We start from the raw sequence: 23690 nt of genomic DNA on the forward strand, positions 1-23690 counted from the left end.
CGCAAGCACGACCGAACGGCCTCCGAATGAGGCGCATTACGGGTTTGTTGTCCGATAGAATCACGGAATAACGCGGGTTAACGCGGGATGGAAGGGGAAATTACGGGAAATTGTGGGAGAACAGCGCAAATACCTGATTTTACGACGAATCTTCCTCGTCTATTTACGCGCATTCATGGTTAGCGTCATCAGCGTGGCAATTGGAATTGCTGGAAAATTCCGGCGAATCCGCCAGTCCTTCGGCATTTTCACCGTGATTTCCCGCACCGTCCCCAAATTCGGGAAAAATCGTCTGGAGCAGCATGCCAAAACCAGCTTCCGCCTTTGGATATGGCCCTGCGATATCAATGATCGCCGCATCGGCCATCACAAGCACCTCCCCCTCCCCAATCGCACATCGCGCCAGCAATCCTGCCGAAAGCAGGGTGCAGTCGTCAGTATCCTCAACCAAAGCAAATTCGCCTGGCTCGTTGAATGGCAATTGCTGCCCGTTGAGCTCTGCCAGCTCCAGATTTTCAGCGCTGTGATCGTGGTGGGTGGCTGCGTCTCCATCGTGCAAAGTGAGCCGCAGCCCCCAATGCGTAAGAATTGGAGAAAGAAGGATCGTATCCTGTGGCCGCCGCCTGTCGCCGATGTGGAAGCGACTGGGGCCTGTCATCACCGGATCGGCAAAGAGCAGCAAACGCCCTCCCCCGCGCACCCATGCGTCCAGCGCGACATTTTCCTCGCCCGTCAGTCCACGCGGCTGGGCCATCAGCAGCATATTCAATGGCGCGAGCGCTTCCGGCGTCAAATAATCGAGGGGGATCGGTTCAGCATGCTCTTCGATCAAATCGCGTGCCCAATGCGTATGCGCCTCTCCGCGTATCAGATCGCCCATGCCATCGGCTTCGCCCCAATAGATCGGGATAGTGCCCATCAGGCCAAGCTGGGGACGCGGAGGATCCACATGCGTCATCACCGGCTCCTGAGCGGCGGCAGGTGCGCTGAGCACCAGCGCAAGCGACGCGAGCAGTTTACTGCAGCGGCGCATTGGAAGGCGGCAAATCTTCAGTCGGCGGAGGCGATGGTGAGGCGCTGTTCGTCGGCGTCGGCTCAGCGGGAAGCTCCGGAACCACGCCTGCGTCAGACAGCGGATCGCGCGGCGCGGCCGTTTCGGTCGGCTCGACTGTGGGCGCAGCGTCGGGCACGGTGATCGCCTCGGTCTGCTGCGCGCGGCTGATGACGATATCGGCCAGCCCGATCAGAAGCACCATGGCGACAATACCGAATAGCCCGATTTGCAACCGTTGTATGCGCTCTGCACGCGTCCCGCCGAGCGGCACATAAGGCGCGTTATCCGCCTCTCTCTGCCGCATCATTTTGTAGGGATCGAAAGCCATGGGCCAAGTTTAGCCCGTCAAGATGAACCTAGCCAGTCGAAAACTGGCAAGTCCTTCTGACGCAGCCAGTCGGCGTTATAGAGCGTTGAAAGATAACGAAAGCCGCTATCGCACAAGATGGTGGCGATCCGCGGTGTTTCGCGCCCCTCCGAAACCAGCTGGCGACCGAGCGCAACTGCACCTGCCACATTGATGCCGCTCGATAGGCCGAGGCACAGCCCCTCTTCGCGTAGCAGCCGAGCGACCCAGTCGAGCCCTTCCTCATCCGAGATGCGGAATTGCGTATCGATCGGCGCGTCTTCCAGATTGGCGGTAATGCGCCCTTGGCCGATGCCCTCTGCGACCGACGAACCTTCGGATTTCAGCTCGCCTTCCGCGTAGTAATTATACAGCGCCGCGCCATGCGGATCGGTCAGCGCGATGCGGATATTCTCGTCCTTTTCCTTCAGCGCCAAACCCACGCCCGCAAGCGTCCCGCCCGTGCCCACAGCGCATGTGAAGCCATCGACGCGCCCTACCAGCTGATCCCAGATTTCAGGCGCGGTGGTTTCGATATGGGCGCGGCGATTGGCGACATTGTCGAACTGGTTGGCCCAGATGGCATTGTCCATATCCTCTGCGATGCGGCGGCTGGTGTGCACAAAGTGATTGGGGTCTGCAAATTTGGTCGGCGGCACGGTAACCAGCTCTGCGCCGAGCGCTCGCAGCGTGTCCATTTTCTCCCGCGACTGATTGTCCGGCATGACGATGATCGTCTTGTAGCCGAGCGCATTGGCGACAAGCGCAATGCCGATGCCGGTGTTGCCCGCCGTGCCTTCGACGACGGTGCCGCCCGGCTTCAACTCCCCGCGCGCCTCGGCATCGCGCACGATCCAGAGTGCCGCGCGATCTTTCACCGATGCGCCCGGATTGGCGAATTCGCACTTGCCCCAGATTTCGCATCCCGCAGCCTCGCTCGGGCCGGAAAGCAGGACAAGCGGCGTATTGCCGATGAGGTTGAGAGTATCGGTACGGACGGGTGCGTTCATCATGGCAGATGAGTTAGGCTTCACGCCGCCAATGCGCAACGCGATTGGTTCTTGAGGTGGCTAAACTTAATCCTCTTCGGCGATCGTCACTTTCAAACCATCCAGCTCACCTGTGAACGGGATCTGGCAAGACAGGCGCGAGTTGTCATCGCGGTGATCGCTGGAATCAAGAAGATCGTCCTCGTCCTCGCTCATGTCCGGCAGCTTGTCCTTAAAGGCCGGGTCGACATGCACGTGGCAAGTCGCGCAGGAGCAGCAGCCGCCACACAGCGCCAGCAGCTCGTCAAAACCATTGTCGCGGATCGCTTCCATCACCGTCAGGCCGTCATCGACCTCGATTGTGGATTCTTCGCCTGCGCGGTTGACGACGGTAAGCTTGGGCATGGGCTTGCAATTCCTCTCTCTTGGGGCGAGGCGGAGCTAGGCAATTGCGCCAAGCTTGGCAAGGATGGACAAAGGATGGGGCTGACCGCCGCTCAGATCAAAACCGCGCTGGACGAAGTAGCACACCGCGAGCCGGCGATTGCCGATGCGCTGGCGAAGGCGGGATACCCCGAACCGCGCATCCGGGAGACTGGCTACAAGACGCTGCTGCGCACCATCGTCGGCCAGCAGGTAAGCGTCGCTGCCGCCACTAGCATGTGGAACAAGCTGGAAGCCGAGCTGGGCGAAGACTTCGGCTGCGAAGACCTGCTATCCCGCGATTTCGACACCCTGCGCGCCTGCGGGCTTTCGCGGCAGAAGCAGGGCTATGCCCGGTCGCTCTGCGAACTCGTCAGCGCGGGCGAGGTCAATTTCGACAATCTTCCCGCAGACGATGAGGAGGCGATCGCCGAGCTCACCAAGATCAAGGGCATTGGCCGCTGGTCGGCAGAGATCTACCTGCTGTTCGCAGAGGGTCGCCCCGACATCTGGCCCGCCGGAGACCTAGCGGTGATGGCAGGCATCGGCAAAATCCTCCGAATGGAAGAGCGCCCTGACGAAAAAACCACCCGCGCCCTCGCCGAACCCTGGCGACCCCATCGCGGCGCAACGGCGATTTTCACGTGGCACTGCTACAACAATCCGGCGCTTTAGCTTGGCAACACGCCGCCGCGTTCCTAGCTGTCACCCTTATCCAAGGGAGACAATATGAGCACCACCGCCGCTGACCGCGTATCTTCCACGAAGCTCATCAGCCGTGATGACCTGTTTGGAAATCCCACCCGCTCCGGGGGAAAGATCAGCCCCGATGGCAAATGGGTCAGCTGGATGGCGCCGTGGGAACGCGTGATGAACGTTTTCATGGCTCCGGCAGACGATCCTGACAATCCGCGCCGCATGACGAGCGCCAAGGACCGCCCGATCCCGCAATATTTTTGGGCACCCGACAGCCAGAGCCTGCTCTACATCCGCGACAAGGAAGGCGATGAGAACTTCCTGCTCTACACCGTTCCCGTCACGGCGGAGGAAGGTGCTGAGGAGAAATGCCTCACTCCCTTCGAGGACACACGCGTGCAGGTCGTCGGCGGGTCCGAGACCATTCGCGACAAGATCCTGATCGGCCTCAACAATCGCGATCCGCGCTTTCACGATGTCCACCTGCTCGATCTGAACACCGGCGAGCTGGAGCTGGTGTTCGAGAACAACGAATGGGCCGGCTTCGAAGCGGATGACAGCCTCACCCTGCGCTGGGCAGTGCGGCAGAATGCCGCGGGCGGCACCGACATGCACGAGATCACCGATGGCGTGGTGGCGGACGAACCGCGCGAGACCACGGGGCTGGACGATGCGCTGACCACCGGCATGGCTGGCTACACCACCGATGGCAGCATCTTGTATTGGCTCGACAGCCGTGGTCGCGACACGGCCGCGCTCTTTGCCGAAGATACCGCGACAGGCGAGCGCACGCTGATCGCCGAACACGACAAGGCCGACATCGGCGGCACCATGCGCCATGCCAAGACCGGCGTAGTGCAGGCTTACAACGTCACTTACCTTCGCACCGAACATCACGCGATCGATCCGGACATCGGTGCGGCCTTTGCCTGGCTGCGTGAGCGCTTGGACGGCGATTTCGGCGTGCAATCGCGTACCGATGATGATCGCCGCTGGCTGGTATGGAACGACCCGCTAACTGGCCCGATCGCAAGCTATCTGTTCGATCGCGACACCGAAACGCTGACGCAATTTTACGTCACCAAGCCGGAACTCGAAGGCGCACCGCTCCAGACCATGCACGCGCGTGAAATCAAAGCCCGTGACGGGCTGACCCTGCCGAGCTACCTCACCCTGCCCCCGCAGTCGGATGCGGAAGCCACCGGCATTCCGCAAGCGCCGGTGCCGATGGTGTTGCTGGTCCATGGCGGCCCGTGGGCGCGCGATGGCTATGGCTATAACCGCGCGCACCAGTGGCTCGCCAATCGCGGCTATGCGGTGCTGAGCGTCAACTTCCGTGGCTCTACAGGCTTCGGCAAAAGCTTCATCTCCGCCGGCGACAAGGAATGGTCCGGCAAGATGCATGACGATTTGATCGACGCGGTCGAATGGGCGATTGAACAGGGCATTGCCGAGCGCGACAAGGTGGCGATCATGGGCGGATCCTATGGCGGCTACGCCACGCTGGTTGGCCTGACGTTTACGCCCGATGTTTTTGCCTGCGGTGTCGATATCGTAGGCCCGTCCAACCTCGAAACGCTGCTGGAAACCATCCCGCCCTATTGGGAGCCGATGGTGAAGCAATTCCATGAGCGGATGGGCGACCCAACCACGGCCGAAGGCGTCGAGTTCCTGAAGTCTATTTCCCCGCTCTACAAGGCGAACGAAATCATCAAGCCGCTGCTGATCGGCCAGGGCGCGAACGATCCGCGCGTGAAGCAGGCCGAAAGCGATCAGATCGTGGACGCCATGGAGCGCGACGGTGTTCCTGTCACCTATGTGCTCTTCCCCGATGAAGGCCACGGCTTCGCCCGGCCCGAAAACAACATCGCTTTCAATGCGATTGCGGAGAATTTCCTCGCCGAAGTGCTGGGTGGCCGCGCCGAGCCGGTGGGCGATGTGCTGGAAGCCTCAACCGCCGAAATCCGCACCGGCAAGGAGCATGTGGGGCTGTAGTTGACAGCCATGTCAGTAGTGATATCGCCCTTAGCGAAAGCGAGAGGCAATATGACTGACTATAAAAGCATCCTCATCACCGGCGGCGGATCGGGCATCGGGCGCGCAATTGCGCAACGTTTTTCGCGCGGGGGATGGTTTGTCGGCCTGGCCGATATCAGCGAAGACGGCATGGCGGAGACAGGCGCACTGCTCCCCGAAGGCACGTGGTCATCTCACACGCTCGACGTGCGCGATCCCGAACAGTGGGAGCGCGTCCTAAAGGAGTTTCATGAGGCTTGCGGTGGGCGGATCGATTGCCTTGCCAACAATGCGGGCGTACCGCTGGGCGGCGATCTGGCGGATCTGACGACCGAGGAGATCGACCGCACGCTCGCGATCAATCTCAACGGCGTCATCTACGGCGCGCGTGCCGCCTATCCCTATCTCAAAGAGGCTGCACCCGGCTCCTGCCTGGTGAGCACTTGCAGTGCCGCGGGCCTTTACGGGCAGGCGGGCATGACCGTCTATTGCGCCAGCAAATTCGGCGTGCGCGCGATTACCGAAAGCCTCGATGTGGAATGGGCGGCCGACGGCATCCGCGTGACTGATGTGATGCCCAGCTTCATCGACACGCCCCTTCTCGCGCAATCGAGCCATCATGGCGACAACACCCCGATCCGCGACCGCGTGCAGGCAGCGGGCCTCGAGTTCACGCCAGTGGAGGATGTTGCCGAGACCTTCTGGCGCGCGGTGCATGGCGACAAGCTGCACAATCCGATCGGCGCAACTGCCAAGAAGATCGCCACCGCGGCGCGCTGGATGCCCTCCTACATCCGCAACAAATCGCGCGAACTGGCGCTCAAGGGTCTCAAACCCATGGGTTGACCAGCCCTTCCAATCGCATGATAGCGAAGGGCAAGGGAGAGGCGGAAATGGCCACACAAAAAAGCATTTTCATCACCGGCGGCGGCAGCGGGATCGGCCGCGCGATGGCGCAGCATTTCGCAGCGCAAGGCTGGCTCGTCGGCATTTCCGACCGCAACCAGCAGGGCATGGATGAGACCAAGGCGCTGCTGCCGGACGGTCAATGCCACACCTATAAATTCGATGTGACAGACCGCGCTGCATGGGACGAGGCGCTGTCCGCATTCACCAAGCACACCGGCGGGCGGCTTGATGTCCTCGCCAACAATGCCGGCCTGCCATCGGGCGGCCCGCTGACTGAAGTCACGCATGAGGAGCTCGACCTGCTGCTCGACGTAAACCTGCGCGCGGTGTTCTACGGCGCGAAGGCCGCCTTCCCTTACCTCAAGGCTGCAGCACCCGGATCATGCCTGCTCAATACCGCCAGCGCGGCCGCGATTTACGGCATGGCGAACCAGAGCGTTTACGGCGCGACCAAGGCTGGCGTGCGCAGTATGACCGAAAGCCTCGATGCCGAATGGGCGCATCTGGGGATCAAGTCGCGCTCGATCATGCCCAGCTTCATCGATACACCGCTGCTGCAAAACCCGCCCAACCGCAGCCGCAACACGCCGATCCGCGACAGCGTGATGAAAGCAGGTCTGGAATTCACGCCGGTAGAGCAAGTCGCACAGGAAGCCTGGGACGCGGTGCATGGCGACAAGGTTCACACCCTCGTCGGCAAGACCGCGCGCAAGATGGGCTTTGTCGGCAAGTGGTTCCCCGGCACACTACGCAAGCGCGCCAAGACGCTTGCGCAGGCGCATGAGGAAAGCGAAGGCCGCCCGGCGGAGAGTTAGCGCTCAGTAGCCGCCCAAGTATTCGAATGGCAGTAGATGGGGTGGAAAGCTGTCATTCCCGATACGTCGCCCATGGTGCCCAAGCCGGGAACCGGTCGATACATTCATGGCTAGTGCCGGTATCGAACTTCACGCTCAGTACTCGAAAAACTGCGACAAACCCCTCGGGGGGCCAGTCGGGATTTCCGTAAGTTGGCAGCAAGTTTTCTGCTGGAGCAGGAGAGAATATTCCTACTCGGCAGATACCATGGCTAGCAAGCGAGGCGATTGCCTTTCGGTAGACACCCACTGTCGCACTCTCTGGTAGGTCAACGATCACAAAGGGGCTGCTCCCATGTGGACCGACTTCAAGGCCCTGAACCAGCGGAGCAAAATCATCAATACGATCTCCTCCTAGGTTCCATTGGCCAGTTTCAGGTTCAAACAATGGAAGGGATGGATTTGAACCTTCTTCGAACACAATGCCACCGGGTTCGCCGTAAACCTCTAAAGCGAAATCTTTAGGGCCTGATGCGTCGAGATGTCCCGTTACCCATAACTGCGTCGCAGCCATCCGTGCAGCGTAGATAATCAAGATTGCGAAGAGAATTCCTAGCAGAAGCACTCTCGTTCGGCTTATACGTTTTCGGAGCATCTCTTCTTGTAGCAAGATAGGTCCGATTGGCCAACGTCCGCAATCGGGTCGATACCGGTCATCCCACCAGCGCGTCGATGTCCCCGGCCAGCTTCACATCACGTTCGCTCAATCCATCCGCATCATGTGTGGTCAGCGTGATTTCGACCTTATTATAGACGTTGAACCATTCGGGATGGTGATCCTGCTTTTCGGCGAGGATCGCGACGCGGCTCATGAAGCCCCAGGCTTCCACGAAATCACCGAATTCGAAGGTGCGTTTGATCGCGCCGCCTTCGCGGTCGAATTCCCAGCCATTGAGGCTCTCTACAGCGACATTGGCCTCGGCTTCGGTCAATTTGGCAACAGACATCGTCATTCCTTTTCTTGCGCGTTTCGCATCTCTTGCCCTAACGCATGGGGCGATGGAAACGTGCCGACTAGCCGCAAATCATCTGGCGTGCCGCCGCGGCGAGCGGTTGCTGTTTACCGGCCTTTCGCTGGAGCTGGCGGGCGGCGAGGCATGCCACGTGACGGGACCGAATGGCACGGGTAAGTCGAGCCTGATCCGCATCCTCGCCGGGCTTCTTCGACCCTTCGTGGGCACGGTGGAAAACACGGGTAGCATGGCGCTACTCGATCAGTCACTCGCGCTCGATGAGCATCTGCCGCTGGGAAAGTCGCTGGCTTTCTGGCGTGCATTAGATGGGGCTGCGGATCGTGATCTGGCGCGCCTTGGTCTGGCGGAGCTGCTCGAAGTACCGGTGCGTTACCTGTCCACCGGGCAGCGCAAGCGGGCAGCCATCGCCCGGCTTCTCGGCCAGAATGCGCCAATCTGGTTGCTCGATGAGCCACTGAACGGCCTCGATACGCAGGCCGTGGCACTCGTGGAGCAATTGGTCGCCGAGCATGTGGCGGCAGGCGGCATCGCGCTCATTGCCAGCCATCAGGCTATTGCCGTTCCGGGAATGCGAACACTCGCCCTCCCCGATTTCGAACCTGAACTCGCGTGAGTACGATTGCCACCTTGCTGAAGCGTGACCTCGCGGCGCTGCTACCTGGCTCGGCCAAGGGCAATTCGCTGCTGCCGCTGCTGTTCTTCCTCGCCGTGGCGATGCTCTACCCGTTCGCTGTAGGCCCCGATGCTGCCTTGCTTGGAGCGACAGGTGGCGGGGTGATCTGGGTCGCGGCCCTCCTCGCTGCGATCCTGCCGCTCGACCGGCTGCTCGCGCCCGATGTCGAGAGCGGCTTCTTCGACCAATGGGCTCTGCGGGGTATCGCCGAGGAAGTCATCGTCGCCGTGCGCCTGCTGGCCCATTGGCTGAGTTTCGGCCCCTTCATCATGCTCGCCGCCCTGCCCGCGAGCGCCCTCGTCGGGATCGACAATGCGACTCTCCATACGGTGCTCCTTGGCCTGCTGGCCGGAACGCCTGGCCTCGCCGCTATCGGCATCATCATCGCGAGCGTCACGGTCGGCATCAAAGGCAATGCAGCGCTATCCGGCCTGCTCGTGATCCCCCTCGCCGTGCCCTTGCTGATCTTCGGCGCAGGCTCGCTATCCAGCGGCGGCGAAGGCGGATTGGCCCTCACCGGCGCCATCAGTCTCGCGCTCGTGGCAATGGCGCCTTTCGCAGGCGGAGCCGCCATCCGCGCGAGCCGCGAGAGCTAGCCACGCGGCAAAACCCAAAGTTAGTCGCAGAAGCTGATGCGGTAATTGCCGCTGGAATCGATCTGCGGGACCACGCGGCTCATTTCGCGCAAATCATCGCCGACGCGCACTTGGTCCACACCCACGCCGCGCACCGGGCGTTCGGGTCCACGGTGCCAATTGTCACCAATATCCGCGTAATACAGCTCCGATCCATTGACGATGATCGCATCGCGGCGGTCCGAGAACGCGATGGCATTGTCATGTCCGGGAGCAAAGGTCCAAGCCCCGTTCCCGTTCATTCGCTGCCCATTCACCACGAGACTGAAGGCGATATTCTTCGTGACATTACAGCGATTGACCACCCGCAATTCAGCACGGCGACCTTCCCCGCCAACGCCGCCGAAATGGATCCACGGCACATATCCCACCCCGCCATCATCAAGCGGAACCTCCGCGAAATCTCCGCCGACCGTGCCCGATACGGTGGTGAGCGTGCTGACCGGGATCGTGTCGGTGACGGCGCTGCCATAATCGGGTGCAGAGTGAACGGTGGCGGGCTCAAGCGTGAAATAGTCATCCGCTGTCGAGCTATCGAGCGATGGCAGGTTGTCCTGCGCGAGCGCACTGCGCTGGACGTAGGCCTGCCGTCCGGCAATCCGGGCCCAATCGGGTGCGCCATCGACCGACACCACCTCAACATAATCGCCTCTGGATAAGGCGCCGATCTCTCCCGCGCCGTCGCTTGGAGAATCGAAGAGAGCGACATTCCGCCGCGCGAAGGAAGGATCGCCGCTTTCTGCCGCGACCTCTTGAGCCGCGTCGTGATTGTTGGTCAGGCCACCAAACGCATCGTCCTGCGGCACGAACCCGCCGCCTTCGTCATCGCCCATTTGCGACATCGCGAAAAACCCGATTCCCACGATGGCGACAGCGATCCCGACGGGGACCCAGCGCCCCTTGTTTTTCGGCGGCGGCGCATGGATGGGCTCTTCAGGCTGTACGCGCGACGGCTCATGCCTGTCTTCCCGCACCACCTCTTCAGGCGCGTCATGATCTTGTCCCATGAAGGGTGGAACTTCCTCAACTGGCCGTCTGGCAGTTTCGGGTTCTACTGGCGGCGAAGCGGGCGTCGAAGTGGGTGCAGACGGAGGCGGTGGAGGCGGAGGAGGCGGTGCTGCAGGCTCTGGCGCGGGGCCGATAATCTCATCGAACAAACCAATCAGAGGCGGGCATTCGCCAGCCGGCATCGTGGCCTTCCGGCCGGGACCTGCTTCATAATCGATGATTGTATCGCGGGTGATATCCTGCCGCTCAATGGCGGCGCGCCACTGCTTTTCGGTCGATAGCCGCCGTTTGCGACCACCGGTCGTCGCGATAATCTTGGCGCTGGAAAAATCGTCTGCCACTTGTTCACATCCTGCCTGTCCGCACGGTTTGCCTGGAGATGACGGCCTGCGTCAATTCATCCGGTAGGTGATGGCTGTGGCGTATGTCCCGCGTGTGGGGGAGCCATCTGCATTGAGCGCGGGGTTGAAACGGGCATAGCGCCGCATACCGTCGCAAGCCGCATCGTCCAAAGTGCTGGACCCGCTGGAAGAGGTGACCGAACAGGTCGCCACGCGGCCATTGCTCCCGATAACGACGCTGACGCCGACGGATCCTTCTTCACCTGCCCGAAGGGCGCGAGACGGATAATTGTTGGCAATCTGCCGCGCCCAGCGTCCCTGATTGTCAGGCTGGGCCGGCCGGGCGAGCGACCGCGCGGGCGCGCCTGTCTTGTCAGGGGCCGGAGCAACACTAGACGCGAGTGTGGGCGTAGGTGTCGGCGTCGGACTGGGCGTAGCACGCCTTTCGCGAGCGGCATCGTCACTGGCGCTAGCAGAGGGCGTTGGCGTAGGCGCGATCTCTTCGGCGGGCAATTCTACCGCCGCATCCTCTTCCACTTCATCCGGAATTTCTTCGAGTGCAGCATCGGCGTCCGCCATCAGACCGTCGTCATATTGGCTGAAATTCGGCTCGGTATCGTCACCGCCGCCCATGGACAGAGCGCCTATCGCGACAATTGCGATCGCCCCCCCAATCCACAAGATGGCGGCGCGGGATGACTTTGGCTCTTCAGCAACAATTGGCTGATAGCTCGTTGGGCCAGACGCTGCAGAAGAAGCGACCGGAGCGGCAGCAGCAGCCGCGCCTGGCGCCGCTTTTTCAGCCTTACTCTCCGATCGAGCCGCCGGTGTCGCCGGGACAGGCTTAGGCTGCGCTGGCGTGGTCTTTGGGGATTCGGCCGCTGGTTTGGCCACAGGCGCAGCCGCAGGGCCGACGATGCTATCGAAAAGCGGCGCGAGCTCGGGGCAATCTCCGGCCACCGTTTCGACCGGGCCCTTGCCGGGCGCCTCGTAAGTTACAGGCGTGTCACGCTCCAATTCGCCATTTGTGATGGCCGCGCGCCATTGCTTCGGCGTCGAAAGCCTCCGCATGCGTCCGCCAATCTGGGCGGTAATCTTGGGATTGGGACCTGCCACGGTTTACTCGCTCAGCTTTCAGGACAAGCCGCTGATCGCGCCTTTGGTCTTGAGCTTCCACTCATTGTTCGAATCACGCTGCAATACGGCGGGGCGAATAACGGACAGCTTGTCCCCCCGCTGCATGTCGAAATGGTGCGCCAGCGGATGGTCCGATGCCTCCTGCCGATATTTCTGCCACGATTTTTTCAGGTTGAAGCCCGGAAGAAGCAGCGCCTCATTGCTGTTATTCGGATCGGGAACGACCCAGAATCGATCGATATCGCTTTTGATCAGCGTGGTAATATCGGTGCTGCGCTCATTGGTGTAATATTGCGCCTTCACACTTTCCGCGAGCCGGGTGAAATCGCCCGGCTTGGTGGTGGAATTGAATTTGTTCACCAGATCGTCTGCATTGTGCGCGCTCGCCGCAGTTGGCGCCCTTGCGGCCGGTTCTGCTGGGCGGCTCTCAGGCTGAGGAGCGGGTCTCTCCGGCGGTGGCGGCGCGCCGCGATGCGGGTCTTCCGGGTCCTGCACACGATCATTCTTGCGGTCGTATACATTGCTCGAAGCTGCCGCAGCGGAGGTTGAGGAGGCAGGGGTATTGGCAGCGCTGTGGCCTCCCGCTTCCAGCTCCTGGACGCGCTTTCGCAGCGCATCGCGCTCTTTGCGCAGATCTTCAATCTGTCGTTGATAATCGGCGAGCACTTCGCTCGGATCCTGCACTTTTCCATAGGGAGGCATTGGCTCGTTCCCCTTTATCTTGACCGGCGAATTCTTGCGTGCGCCCCGTCCATCGTCGCTGGCAAATTTTCGGCGCAGCCAGAAAATGATCGGGATGGCCGCCAAGATGGCGAGCGCGAGGATGAGCAATTCCACATGCTCGCGGACCATCGCCATGGCTGACGTATCTTCGGACGCAGGATCAGTCTCAAGCATTTCCGGCGTAAAGGTTTCGTCTCCGGCAGGCGGCTCTGCAGTCACAGGCAAAGCAGGTTCGCCCGGCTGTTGCGGCGATCCGGGCGCATTTGCATTCGGACTGCTCACCTCTGCGGGTGCAGCCTCAATCTCCGGCTGAGGAGCCGCCTCGGGCGCGGTGACGGTCCCGGTCGAAGTATCCTGCGCCGCGGCAGGTGAAAGTGCGAAACCCGCTGCAGCGATCGAAGCAAGGCCGATGGCGCGAAAGCCGCGAAGCAACGCCTGCGCCCTCACCATTTCGGGTCCTCATTCTGCACCGTCAACAGGTTCTGCCGTTCATCAACATTGCGCGCCAGCATATGCACCAGCATCCGCAATTTGGAGATGAAGGGTGGTTCGATTTCCTGCGTTTCGCCGGTCTCGTCATCGCCCGATTGTTCCAGCGCCGCGAGTGCGCGGGAGAATTCCCGGTCCACGCTGTTGCGGATGTCGTTCCGCGCCGCGCCATTTTTAGAATCGATCTTGATCTTCAGGCCCGTCCGCTTCGCGAGAAGGTCAAGGAAGCGATCGAATTCGTGATCGGTGACATCATCCAGCCGCAGGCCTTCGGGAAGGTCTTCCACCGCAAAATCGCTGCCGAAAGTCTTCTGCTCGCCATTGGAGAGAATGACTGCCTCACCCAGAGGCGTGGCGGTGTTGCGCGCATGGCGTTTACGGTCTGCGCGCGTGCCGCAAAGCATGCCATGCGCCACTTCGTGCTTGGGATGGGTGGAGAAAAGATCGCCCACGCGCGGGTCACTCGGCTCGGTGATGCGAGCATTTTCCTCGCCCTCCGCAGGCTCTGCATGGACAACATCGGTGATCATCCGTGCCAGCTGGCCGAGCAGGCTGTATTCGTCTTCCGCGCGCCCGAAATGACTGAAGAAGCTCGACCCGCGTCCGGCGAATGCCAATGTCAGCGAATTGATATCGCTATCGTTCAGCAGCCCCTTGCTCTTCAGGCTTCGCAGCACCAGTCCGGTGTAGTAAAACAGCCCTGCCAGAGCGAGCGTCGCGGTGTTGGTGAGGCCCACACCCTGCGGCTCATCGCTGAACATCGGATAACTGTCCGCAAATGTATCGTTGAAGTCCGGCTGGCTGATGTAAAGCTCGACAAAATGTTTCAGCGAAGCGTTCTGGCCGAAGCGTTCGAGCACGTCGCGCATCGATGATGCGGAGCTGCGGAATTCATCGAATACAGCGATGTTCTGCGACAGGAATTGGGTGAAGAAATCTCCGCCCGCGATTTTAAAGGAGCTGCGCCAGATTGTCTCTTCGCGATGATAGATCGCGATTTCCGTCGTGCCGCCGCCGATATCGAACATGGTGATTAGCCTGCCGGCTTTGCCGACATGCTCCGGCCCATCGACGAAGAAGCGCAATGCTGCAGCCCCTTCGGTCTCGAAATCGACATAGTCTTTGATATTCGGCTTCTTCCCGATGACTGGCTCCATAATGCCGGTCCATGCGAGCTTTACCGCCTCCTGAAACACGTTGGCGTCCCTGGAACTCCAGGCCTGCGGATAAGAAAAATGCCACTTGATCTTTTCCGGCATGACTTCGCGCGCCATGGCCTCGACCGTGCTCATCATGATGATCTGGCGGATGAAGCGCCGAACCATCCATTTGATCTCAGGATCCTTGCTCCACTTCAGGTCGAAAGCGAGCTCCTTCTTCTCCTCCCGCTCGACGGCATAGCTGAACTTGTCCGCCACTTCCGGCATGAAGAAGATATTGTCTGTGATACCGTGATAATTGGAATTGCCCACATCCCCGCTGGAATTGCCGCCGCGAAGGTCGAAGCTGCGGCGATACATGACTGTCGGGAAAGGCGAGATGACTTCTGTTGCCGGGAAAAACGGAACGCAGTCGTAGTGAAACTGGTCCTCATCCGCCAAGCGGCTGTGGATGGGCCGCGACACGCGCGGTTTGAATACCATCCGCTCCGTCTTCGAGCCTGACTTGAAATAGACAACCGTATTCGTCGTGCCGAAATCGACCGCAATATCCATCGTTCCCGGCCCTTGCGCGCTGCGCCGTTCGGGCAGCAGTATGCAGCCGGCGGGCATGATGTCGCCGCCATCGTCAGGCTTCATGCCGAAGAACAGGTAATCCGCGCCCTGGCCAAGGATGTGCTGTTCGCCAATCGCATCCTCGATATCGGTGAAACGGAAACGGTGGGCGATAAGCTTGCCGTCCTGACCTTTCAGTTCCCCTGAATTGCCTTGGAAGAATTGCTCCATCCGCTCGAACACCAGATCGTCATTCGATCCCAGCGACATGAGCAGCGCCATTGCCTCTGTCCGGCGGTTCTTGGACCGAAGTGCGACCGTATCGGCAAGGCTCTGCATGGATGCAGCAAAGCGCGGCGCCATTTCATAATCGGAATTGAAGCTGTAGCGCATGAAATTCCACGGCCAGTTCTTCATGCCGACGTCGGGCCACAGGATGATATCATCCGGCACGCTTTCCTCTGCCACCATGGTCTGCTTGTCATAAAGCTTGGAAATCGTGTGGATCGGCGCGCGCGATGATGAATCGGACGGTATCAGATCGAGTGTCAAGCGCACTTCAAAGGCATCGCCGCGATCATCGATCGATAGCTGGTGGCTGATCCGATCGCGCGAAATCAGGAACAGCACCAGCGGGCTGATCGGCAGGGTGAAGTTCTCCCAGCGGGGCCCGTGCTCTTCCACCGGGCCATCATTAGCGAGCTTCACCAGCTTTTCAGTAAACAGCTGATCGGGCGTGATGACCATATAGCCGTCGCGTTCAGCATCGCGCTGCAGCGCGTCGCGATTGCCGCCCTGATCGACGGTGCCGAGCATGTATTTGCTATAGAGCCGCACGTCCTGCGGCGCCTTCTGCAAAGTTTTCTTGGCGATATCGGGATCGATCAGGATCAGGCCGCGCAGTTTGCCTTGCTCATCATCGCTCCGCGCGAAAACGCCATTGTCCGGCAGGACTTTGAGCTCGCATTCCGAAATCGCACCTTCGACCTCGTCGCCCGGTGCGGGCGCGCTGCCGAGCACTTCGTAAAATGGATAAGGCAGGTCTTCGGAGAAGCCTTCGTAATTGCCTGCAAAAGCGCGCGCAGAGCCATCGATCTTTTCTTTGCAGGCCTTGCCGAAATCGCCGATCTCCGTGCGAATTTCATGCGCCTTGTGCGAGATATTCGGGCCATCGAGGGCTTTGAAAATATTGATCAGATAGGCGTATAGCGCGACCCACTGTTCCTGCGGAATATCATTGTAATTGCACGGATCGCGAAGGCCATCGCGCAGCCACGGCACGCCTTCCATCTGCAGATTGCGTGCACCGCGAGCAGGCGCCACGAGGCAATTGGGGACCATCAGGCCGATGGCATTGGTCTCGCCCACATCGAATTCATCTTCACCCGTCGTCCGGATCGTAATGACGCCGGTGCGCGTCCAATCGAGGTTCTGGTTCAGCGTGTCCTTCGGGGCAAGCCGCCGCAGCACGCTGCGGAACTTCGCATTGCCAACGCCCGTCTGGTCGAGATCGATCGTCTGCACGCGCAGGATGAAAGTGTTGGTGTAGAAATGCCGCAGCGCCAGCAGCGCAAGCAGGCCGCGCCACTGATCGCGCGCATCGGCTTTCGCGATATGGCCCTTGGTGGTCAGCGCCTGGTTGAACAGCAGCGGGCGCGCCCATGGATCGGGCAGCGACTTAAGGCCATCGATCTCGACATCGTCATTCGACAGTTCGAGCGAGCTCGCCATGTCATTCAGGGCACCCGATTTCATCCACACGCCGGAAGCCGTTGCGGGCGGATAATCCTCGAAATTGAGTTTGGGGAGGTTGTAATAATGCGCCATGTTCTGTTCCCCTTATCCTTCGCTCGCCATGATCGGGCGGATGTCGCTGAATTCGTATAGCGCAGCGATGAAGCGGCCCATATTCTTGTGGTCGCCTTCCACTTCCAGCTGGGTCAAATTGTCCGAGAGGTCGACGACATTGGGCATGTCTGCATCCTTTTCGTCATCGAATTTCGTTGCGACCGACGTGTAAAGCTGCTCGTACTCCGGGTAATTCAAGCCCGGTCGGACATGCGGATCGAGGTCCAGTCGGCGATAGTCTATTTCTTCGACCAGCGGATAGCCGACGCGCCACAGTTCGAAAGAATTGTCCGCGTCGCGGCGTGAATAGGCGTCGATCGACGCGCACCAGCCAACAGCGTGGTCAAGCGCATCCTCAAAATTGTTGAGCGCCTGCGAAGGGCTGTTCTCATCCCAATTGATGCGATCAAGCTGCTGCGTTTTATACCACTGATCGCGGCGCACTTCTTTGCGCTTGGACGGATCATCGATCTGCGGCTTCCAGAACTTGAATGCGACAGCAAACCGCAGGAAGTTGGACACGATTTCGTGCAGCCGCTTGCGGTCTTCATCATTGCCGGAAATCGCTGGGATATCGTCCCAATCGATACGGTGATAATCGCCGCGCGCGGACACGGTGATGTTCTGGGTCACCTCTTCGTCCGGCAAGCGCTGCGTTTCGAAGAAGCGATAGCCGGCCGATGCGGCGAGGAATTCCGGCAGCAGGGCCGGATTACGCTGCGTACCCGAACCCTTTGAGTGGACGTCGATAGAGAAAAACGGGTTCCAACCGATAAGGTAGAGCTGGTCGAAAATGTGCTCGCCATCTTCGGCCTGACCCTTATCACCCAGCATGTGCTGGTAGTGGCGCAGCGCCCCGCGGGCCTGCACCTGCTGCTCATGCGCGCGGGCGACATTCTGGTCCTGGTCTTCATCGGGATCGGGAAATCCGAAATAGGGGAGCATCAATATGCCGCCAATATCGACATTGCGGGTGATGCCTTCCTCGCGGAGGCGATCGCGGATAATGCGCGCGATAGTGGGGAAGCCAGCTGCGCCGGTCCCGCCGAACACGGATCCGGCAAGCATGATGCGGCAATTGCCCTGCATGCCTGCGCTTTTAATTGCCTCTGTGATGGCGTCCCAGAAAGGATTGCGCTCTTCAGCGCGCAGAGTCATCGCCGCTGCACCGATATGCGGGCGACCGCGATAGCCCTGCCCCAGATCGAGGTTTTGCTCCTCGCTTTCCTCATCCCCGCCGGTTTCAAACAGCGCATCGAAAAGGTGCTTGTCTTCATTCATCGGGCCGAACACACCGGCGAGCGTTGCACCTGCTTTCTCGTCCGGGATCCACAGACCATCATCACCATCGAGCGGTTCGATCGCTGTCTTGAACAGTGGGCATTCGTCAGTACCGTCAATCGTGTGCGCGGAGCCGCCCCGCCAGGAATTGCGCGCACGGCGATAGGCTTCAAACACGGTGCGTGCACGGTTGAGGTTGCCGTTGCTTTCGTCCTGATCGACAAAGCCGACTTTCATCTCATTGGGCCCGACGCCCATGGCGGCGAGATTGATCACCGCTTCCACGACCTTTGCGCCGGTACCGCCAACGCCAATGATGATATTCATATTCTCTCGTCCTTCAGAAGGATGTCATGCGCGCGGGGCTTGCGCCGCGCAGCTCAGCCAAAAATTCAGCCGCCGGGGATGGACGGCTTCATTTTCTCAGGCGTGGAAATGCGCGTGCCGAGCCAGAAGGTGATCAGCCACACAACGACCATCATTGCCGGGAATCCCCAGCCGCGCGCCGGTGCCAATACCTGGCCCCAATTGCCGAAATAGCTGGAAAAATGCGCGAGCACCGCAAAGCCGATAGTCACGATCACGATGGTGAGAGCATGGCCGAACCACGCACCGCGCATGGAGCGGAAACCCGCAGGGTCGCCCACCTTCTCTCCGCGCGCCACGATCTGGAACACGAACACAAGGCCGATCACCAGCACGGCAAGCCCGGTCAGCGCATGCCAGAAAGCGATATCGCCCTGCGTGTCATCGACAAGCGATTCCAGCGAACGCTGCACCTGCGTCAAACATTCCTGCGCCTGGTTGCCCGAAAAGCCGCCGCCAGCGCCTTCGCAATTGGCGAGGCGCTCCGTCTCTAGTGTGGGATCGAGCGCATCGGTGGACCCGTTCACGAAAAACAGGATCGCGCCAAACACCAGCATCACAGCCAGCCAGAGCCCTGCAAATTTGAACATTGATTGCGCCATTAGCGTTACTTCCCCCTTGTTCGCGCCGAGATGCGACGCGGCGTTTCAACTATTCGCTTTGAATGATCACCTGTGTGGCTGATCGTTCGATTTCTTCGCGGCCCGGTATCATCAGCTCTGCCAGCAATATGCGGCGGAGCGGCTCAAGGCCGGGAACACCGGTGCGCTGAGCGCCCGACGATGCGCGCAGACGCTGCAGCAACTGAGAATTGTCCATGGACCATTCGGTCATCCAAGCAGCCGCCGGATGATCGTTCACGATACCGCGCTGGCCGGCAACCACCTGCACCAGATAGGTGCCTTCACGGTCCGCTCCCAGCTGATTGAGCACATCCTGCGTCAGCGTGTAATTGACCGTTTGTCCGCTAACCGAGCCACCGCCGGGAGGCAGCGCCCCAACGCTGGTCCACGCCGCACCGCTCTCACAGCCTTCGGCATCGAGCATGGTTGGATCGAGCCGCCAGACCCAGCCTTCCCACAACGGCTGGTTCCCAATTACTTCAAAATCGGCAACGCCTGCATCGGCCTCGACACTCAGTAACAGACCGCCTTCATCGGCGGCATCGGCGCGCTCGGCATCGAACACGTAGGATTGGATGCCTTCGGCCCCCGGAATGCGGGTCTGGATCGGGCGCGCGATAAAGCCGGTCGAAACGCCCGACAGCGCAGGCTCGCCGAGCACAATGGAACCTGCTTCAAGCCCGAACAGTGCAAAGGAGCGGTCCGAAACGGCCGTGTCCGCGCTGAAAGGCGTGATTTCGGCAGTGTCGAGATATTCGAAATAAGTCCGCACCTGATAAGGCGTACCGATCAGCAGGATCACCAGCGGACGATCGGATATGGAAGCAGAAACCGCTTCGGTGCCGACAAAAATCCGGCCGTTGAAAGGCACGCGCACGGCAAGAATGCCGACCGACAGGCCCTCTTCGACGATCATCGTGCGCAGGCTGCCGCCGACCGATGCCTCGAATGCGTCGATAGCCTCGCGGTCATCGAGCATTAGATCGGTGACGATGACAGACAGCGCGCCCGAACCTTCACTCTCGCGCGAATGCAAGACCCATTCGAGCAGGTCGGCAATACGCGTCTCGCTGTCCGTATATATGGCGGGGCGGGCGAAGGCAGCGGGATCCTCGAACTGTTCGGGCGCTTCAGGCTCTGCGCGATTGAAGCGATATTCGCCAAATTTGTAATAGTCGACTTCGCCACCGCCGGCGCTGTAGAGGCTGCTGCGGGTGAAATTACGCGTTAGCGATGCGAGATTGCCGATGGCGTTGGGGCTGTTTGCAACATAACCCGCCATGCCGCCCGACACGTCGAAATAGAGATCCACATCGCCCGGATTACGGCGAATGGCGGAAGACGCTGCCCGATAGTTTTCCACCGGCGCTGGCAGGCATGTGGCGACATTGTCGAGCGAGACTTCCGGTTCTTTCGTGAAAATGCGGTAGGCGATGATCGCCCCCACAAACAGCACCACAATTCCCCCTGCGACTGCCGCGATGCGCCAGTCAAAACCCTTTTCAGCCCGTCTCGCCAATATTCCCCCCGACACTTGTCGCGATAATCAATGGCTCTACTGTTAACGTAAATCAATGATTCGGAAAGCCCCCGTGAGGATGAGAATTTTATAATGGCACAGGTCGAAAACAACTTGACCGTCACCGCTCGCGTCGGCGGCAGGCATCGCCGGCTCGCGACCGAGAAGCAATTGCGCGCCGCGATTGCCAAAGGCGAGCTTGATCGCAAGAGCGAAATCAGTGTCGAGCGCCCGGGTGCCGAAAAGCAGGTGATGGTGGCGGAAAACGTGCCCGAACTCGCCGGACTCTTCGACGAGATGCTTGGCGCAAAGCCTGCTCCGCAACAGCCCGCGCCGGAAGTGACGCAGCAAGACGAGCAGCCACACCGGAGTGCGCCAGTGAATGCCGAAAGCGACCCTGCGCCCTCCCTCGCCACCGCGCCGATCCAGCGCAGCCAGCCACCGGCGAGCGACCGGACATTGTTCGAACGCGCGGAGGCCGGGGGAGCGATCAACCGCAACTCCTCTCGCCCAAATTATCGCGGCGGGGCGAGCGAGCCCTCACCTGTCGATTACATGGTGATGCCGCTTAAACGTTATGCCGAGTTCCATGGCCGTTCGAGCCGCAGCGAATATTGGTGGTTTCAGCTCGCCGTGATCGTGGCGATGTTCGGGCTTGTGGTTGTGGCTGGCGGGATCATCGGCGAAGGCAGTTTCGGTATCATAGCGCTCGCATGGCTCGGCGTCCTGATACCGAGCTTTGCAGTCACCGTGCGGCGCCTGCACGATAGCGGCCTGTCGGGAACGTGGCTCATCGGCCTAATCATCGGATCGATAATCCCCATCGTGAATTTCCTGACGATAATCGTCTGGTTCATCCTGATGGTGCTGCCGGGAAACCAGGGCCAAAACCGCTTCGGCCCCGATCCTCTCGACCCGGCCAATGCAGAGGCGTTCAGCTGAACTGGACGTCAATAGGGTGGATGAAAATCTTCCGATTGCAGCGTGAGCATATAAACGACGAGCATTTCGGCTTCATCTTGCTCAAGATAGAAGTCCATTTGCTCGGGGTAATTATGCGCTTCTATCAGCCAATTTGTGAGCGTTTCGCGCGTAAGACCCGGCGTATTGGCAATCACCGGAAATTCGGGCGCTTGCGGATTCGGAGACAGGCCCATCGGCTCGATCGAATGGCATCCGGCACAGGCTGCCTGAGCTAGGGCGTACCCCTCTGAATGCATCGGCTGCGCGCCTGCCTCAGCAGTTTCCTGCCCGCTTGATGGCTGACACGCGGCAAGCGCAATCGCTGCCGAGGCCACTAGAAAATGCGAAGCTTTCATAATCCGACCCTCCCAATCGTTTTCAATATCGCGGCTGACGGGTCGGCAGTCTTTGCGCCAGATCAATAAGGCGGCTTGTGCAGACCCTTGGGCGAAGTTGTGAAGATCTCTGCGCCGTCTTCGGTAATGCCGATCGAATGCTCGAACTGCGCAGAGAGTGACTTGTCGCGCGTCACCGCGGTCCAGCCGTCATTGAGCAGTTTCACATGCGGGCGGCCGAGATTGATCATCGGTTCGATCGTCATGAACATACCTGCTTTCAGTTCCGGCCCCGTGCCGGCACGTGCGGCATGGACCACTTCGGGCGCATCGTGGAACAGGCGGCCAAGGCCGTGGCCGCAAAAATCGCGCACCACACCATATCGATGGCGCTCTGCCATTTTCTGGATTGCTGCGCCGATATCGCCCAGCCGCGCGCCGGGGCGCACTTGCGCGATGCCTTCCATCAGGCATTCATATGTCACATCGACCAGCTTCTTCGCTTTCAGCGCAGGCTCACCGACGAAGAACATGCGGCTTGTATCGCCGTGCCAACCATCGAGCAGCGGGGTGACATCGATATTGACGATATCGCCATCCTTTAGCCGCTTGTCCGACGGAATGCCGTGGCACACCACGTGGTTGATCGAGATACAGCAGCTGTGCGTATAGCCGCGATATCCAAGCGTTGCCGGAACTGCGCCGGCATCCAGCATCATTTCACGCGCCACGCGGTCCAGCTCATCGGTGGTGACGCCGGGCTCTACCCGCGCCGTCAGTTCGTCGAGCACTTCAGCCGCAAGGCGACCTGCCTTGCGCATGCCTTCGAAACCTTCGGGGCCATGCAGTTTGATCGTGCCGTCGCGGTAGACGGACATGTCTTCGGTTACGTGCTGATATTGCGTCATGGATCGCTACCTAAGCGATCTCAGCCGCAATTGCGAGCCAGACCTATTCCGGTGGCTGGAAGGCGGCGGCATATTCGGGCCGCACGATGTCGCGGATCTGGTCATCCACTTCGAAAGTGAATTCGTAGGAGCCTTCCGAATAGGGGCCCGCCAGATAGGGAGCGATCTGAATTCCGATGCGATCAAAAAATTCGCCATTGGTGGAGCCGAGCAGCAAGTTCGTCTCATCCGGCATAACGCAGGTATCGAAAATATCGTCCGATTGCGGGTCGACAGGGATGCCGCGCCGCTGCTCGCGCTCCATATTCAAGGCCTCGCACAGCCGTTCGCCCAAGGCTTCATCCAAAGCTTCGGGTGAGGTGAAAAAGGCGATCGGTTCTATCGGCGCATCGCCCTGCTTGTCCCAGACCATGGTGTCGAAGCCGTAATTGGGATGCGCGCCGCCTTCATAGGAACTGAGCGTTGCCGACATGCTCAGCCAGTCGGGCAAATTCGATACAACTTCCCACGCGGTCTCGCTGGAATAGGAATTGAACGGGAAGCCATTGCTGCGCGCCCTTGCGCTGCCTCTAGCCGCTTCCGTGGCAAGCCGCTGGCGCTTTTCATCCATCCGTCCATCGAGCCACAGTGCGAGCGCGGGTATTTCGCCCGCCTCCTGCGGATAGGAATAATCGAACAGGAATGTGTCGGTTTGCTCGGAGACCTCGCGCGCGCCGCCCACGGGCACGGGCAGAGAGGGATTTGGCGCAGCGCCGCTATCCGATCGCGCAGGTGCGTCGGGCGGCGCAGTTTCGCCTCGCCCGGATAGCGCATCGCATCCCGCCAACAGCAGGGCAGGAACAAGCAGCCACGTGATTCTTTGCAT

General features: G+C 60.3%; 23 protein-coding genes. 7 read left to right on the forward strand and 16 right to left on the reverse strand.

Annotation, left to right across the window (positions count from 1 at the left end; all coding sequences use genetic code 11):
• Positions 1-163 precede the first annotated feature (163 nt).
• The 4 genes from I5L03_RS11930 to I5L03_RS11945 all read right to left on the reverse strand — a co-directional run bounded on the left by I5L03_RS11930 (position 164) and on the right by I5L03_RS11945 (position 2794).
• Complete coding sequence (locus tag I5L03_RS11930) at positions 164-1033, reverse strand: ABC transporter (RefSeq protein WP_197922020.1); 870 nt, start codon at positions 1031-1033, stop codon at positions 164-166.
• A complete protein-coding gene (locus tag I5L03_RS11935) occupies positions 1017-1382 on the reverse strand; it encodes a hypothetical protein (RefSeq protein WP_197922021.1) in 366 nt (121 codons plus the stop codon). The genes I5L03_RS11930 and I5L03_RS11935 overlap by 17 nt, the downstream gene beginning before the upstream one ends.
• Before the next feature lie 17 nt (positions 1383-1399).
• Positions 1400-2413 (reverse strand): cysteine synthase A, encoded by a 1014-nt coding sequence (locus tag I5L03_RS11940; RefSeq protein ID WP_197922022.1) that lies wholly within the window; start codon positions 2411-2413, stop codon positions 1400-1402.
• Positions 2414-2476: 63 nt separating this feature from the next.
• Positions 2477-2794 carry a 2Fe-2S iron-sulfur cluster-binding protein gene (locus tag I5L03_RS11945; RefSeq protein ID WP_197922023.1) on the reverse strand — a complete coding sequence of 106 codons (318 nt, stop codon included), beginning with the start codon at positions 2792-2794 and terminating at the stop codon, positions 2477-2479.
• A gap of 75 nt (positions 2795-2869) precedes the next feature.
• On the opposite strand from I5L03_RS11945, the gene I5L03_RS11950 reads away from it, so the two are divergent.
• The 4 genes from I5L03_RS11950 to I5L03_RS11965 are packed head-to-tail and all read left to right on the forward strand — an operon-like array spanning position 2870 to position 7248.
• On the forward strand, positions 2870-3487 hold the full coding sequence (locus I5L03_RS11950; protein ID WP_197922024.1) for a DNA-3-methyladenine glycosylase family protein: 618 nt from the start codon (positions 2870-2872) through the stop codon (positions 3485-3487).
• Positions 3488-3541: 54 nt separating this feature from the next.
• Positions 3542-5503 (forward strand): S9 family peptidase, encoded by a 1962-nt coding sequence (locus I5L03_RS11955; protein WP_197922025.1) that lies wholly within the window; start codon positions 3542-3544, stop codon positions 5501-5503.
• A 51-nt stretch (positions 5504-5554) separates the two neighbouring features.
• Positions 5555-6370 (forward strand): SDR family oxidoreductase, encoded by an 816-nt coding sequence (locus I5L03_RS11960; RefSeq protein ID WP_197922026.1) that lies wholly within the window; start codon positions 5555-5557, stop codon positions 6368-6370.
• A 47-nt stretch (positions 6371-6417) separates the two neighbouring features.
• The gene (locus I5L03_RS11965) at positions 6418-7248 is read left to right on the forward strand and encodes an SDR family oxidoreductase (RefSeq protein ID WP_197922027.1); all 831 of its coding nucleotides are present in this window, start codon (positions 6418-6420) and stop codon (positions 7246-7248) included.
• A gap of 52 nt (positions 7249-7300) precedes the next feature.
• On the opposite strand, the gene I5L03_RS11970 is transcribed toward I5L03_RS11965, so the two are convergent.
• Positions 7301-7801: a hypothetical protein gene (locus I5L03_RS11970; protein ID WP_197922028.1), complete on the reverse strand. Its 501-nt coding sequence runs from the start codon at positions 7799-7801 to the stop codon at positions 7301-7303.
• A 139-nt stretch (positions 7802-7940) separates the two neighbouring features.
• The gene (locus tag I5L03_RS11975; RefSeq protein ID WP_197922029.1) at positions 7941-8234 is read right to left on the reverse strand and encodes a 4a-hydroxytetrahydrobiopterin dehydratase; all 294 of its coding nucleotides are present in this window, start codon (positions 8232-8234) and stop codon (positions 7941-7943) included.
• Between the two features lie 52 nt (positions 8235-8286).
• Here I5L03_RS11975 and ccmA point away from each other — a divergent pair, with 52 nt between their 5' ends.
• Together ccmA and I5L03_RS11985 are read left to right on the forward strand one after the other, a co-directional pair.
• Positions 8287-8874, forward strand: coding sequence for a heme ABC exporter ATP-binding protein CcmA (gene ccmA, locus I5L03_RS11980; protein WP_197922030.1), 588 nt, complete (start codon positions 8287-8289; stop codon positions 8872-8874).
• Positions 8871-9530 (forward strand): heme exporter protein CcmB, encoded by a 660-nt coding sequence (locus tag I5L03_RS11985; RefSeq protein ID WP_197922031.1) that lies wholly within the window; start codon positions 8871-8873, stop codon positions 9528-9530. Before ccmA ends, I5L03_RS11985 begins: the two co-directional genes overlap by 4 nt.
• 20 nt (positions 9531-9550) lie before the next feature.
• Here the strand turns inward: I5L03_RS11985 and I5L03_RS11990 are convergent, their stop codons facing one another.
• The 7 genes from I5L03_RS11990 to I5L03_RS12020 form a co-directional block, all read right to left on the reverse strand.
• A complete protein-coding gene (locus I5L03_RS11990) occupies positions 9551-10918 on the reverse strand; it encodes an SH3 domain-containing protein (RefSeq protein WP_197922032.1) in 1368 nt (455 codons plus the stop codon).
• Positions 10919-10969: 51 nt separating this feature from the next.
• Positions 10970-12034, reverse strand: coding sequence for an energy transducer TonB (locus I5L03_RS13600; protein ID WP_325100193.1), 1065 nt, complete (start codon positions 12032-12034; stop codon positions 10970-10972).
• Between the two features lie 18 nt (positions 12035-12052).
• Positions 12053-13228, reverse strand: coding sequence for a hypothetical protein (locus I5L03_RS12000; RefSeq protein WP_197922033.1), 1176 nt, complete (start codon positions 13226-13228; stop codon positions 12053-12055).
• Positions 13222-16809: a hypothetical protein gene (locus I5L03_RS12005; protein ID WP_197922034.1), complete on the reverse strand. Its 3588-nt coding sequence runs from the start codon at positions 16807-16809 to the stop codon at positions 13222-13224. Before I5L03_RS12005 ends, I5L03_RS12000 begins: the two co-directional genes overlap by 7 nt.
• A gap of 12 nt (positions 16810-16821) precedes the next feature.
• The gene (locus I5L03_RS12010; protein ID WP_197922035.1) at positions 16822-18438 is read right to left on the reverse strand and encodes a tubulin-like doman-containing protein; all 1617 of its coding nucleotides are present in this window, start codon (positions 18436-18438) and stop codon (positions 16822-16824) included.
• A gap of 65 nt (positions 18439-18503) precedes the next feature.
• On the reverse strand, positions 18504-19067 hold the full coding sequence (locus I5L03_RS12015) for a hypothetical protein (protein ID WP_197922036.1): 564 nt from the start codon (positions 19065-19067) through the stop codon (positions 18504-18506).
• 61 nt (positions 19068-19128) lie between these two features.
• Positions 19129-20619 (reverse strand): hypothetical protein, encoded by a 1491-nt coding sequence (locus tag I5L03_RS12020; RefSeq protein ID WP_197922037.1) that lies wholly within the window; start codon positions 20617-20619, stop codon positions 19129-19131.
• A 93-nt stretch (positions 20620-20712) separates the two neighbouring features.
• On the opposite strand from I5L03_RS12020, the gene I5L03_RS13475 reads away from it, so the two are divergent.
• Entirely contained in the window at positions 20713-21561 is an 849-nt protein-coding gene (locus I5L03_RS13475; RefSeq protein ID WP_234035238.1) for a DUF805 domain-containing protein, read from the forward strand.
• 8 nt (positions 21562-21569) lie between these two features.
• On the opposite strand, the gene I5L03_RS12030 is transcribed toward I5L03_RS13475, so the two are convergent.
• The 3 genes from I5L03_RS12030 to I5L03_RS12040 all read right to left on the reverse strand — a co-directional run bounded on the left by I5L03_RS12030 (position 21570) and on the right by I5L03_RS12040 (position 23690).
• Positions 21570-21938: a cytochrome c family protein gene (locus tag I5L03_RS12030; protein ID WP_197922038.1), complete on the reverse strand. Its 369-nt coding sequence runs from the start codon at positions 21936-21938 to the stop codon at positions 21570-21572.
• 62 nt (positions 21939-22000) lie between these two features.
• Complete coding sequence (gene map, locus I5L03_RS12035) at positions 22001-22825, reverse strand: type I methionyl aminopeptidase (protein WP_197922039.1); 825 nt, start codon at positions 22823-22825, stop codon at positions 22001-22003.
• 43 nt (positions 22826-22868) lie between these two features.
• Complete coding sequence (locus I5L03_RS12040) at positions 22869-23690, reverse strand: DUF4163 domain-containing protein (RefSeq protein ID WP_197922040.1); 822 nt, start codon at positions 23688-23690, stop codon at positions 22869-22871.

Source organism: Aurantiacibacter sediminis (assembly GCF_016019885.1).
In the GTDB taxonomy this organism is placed as follows: domain Bacteria; phylum Pseudomonadota; class Alphaproteobacteria; order Sphingomonadales; family Sphingomonadaceae; genus Alteraurantiacibacter; species Alteraurantiacibacter sediminis.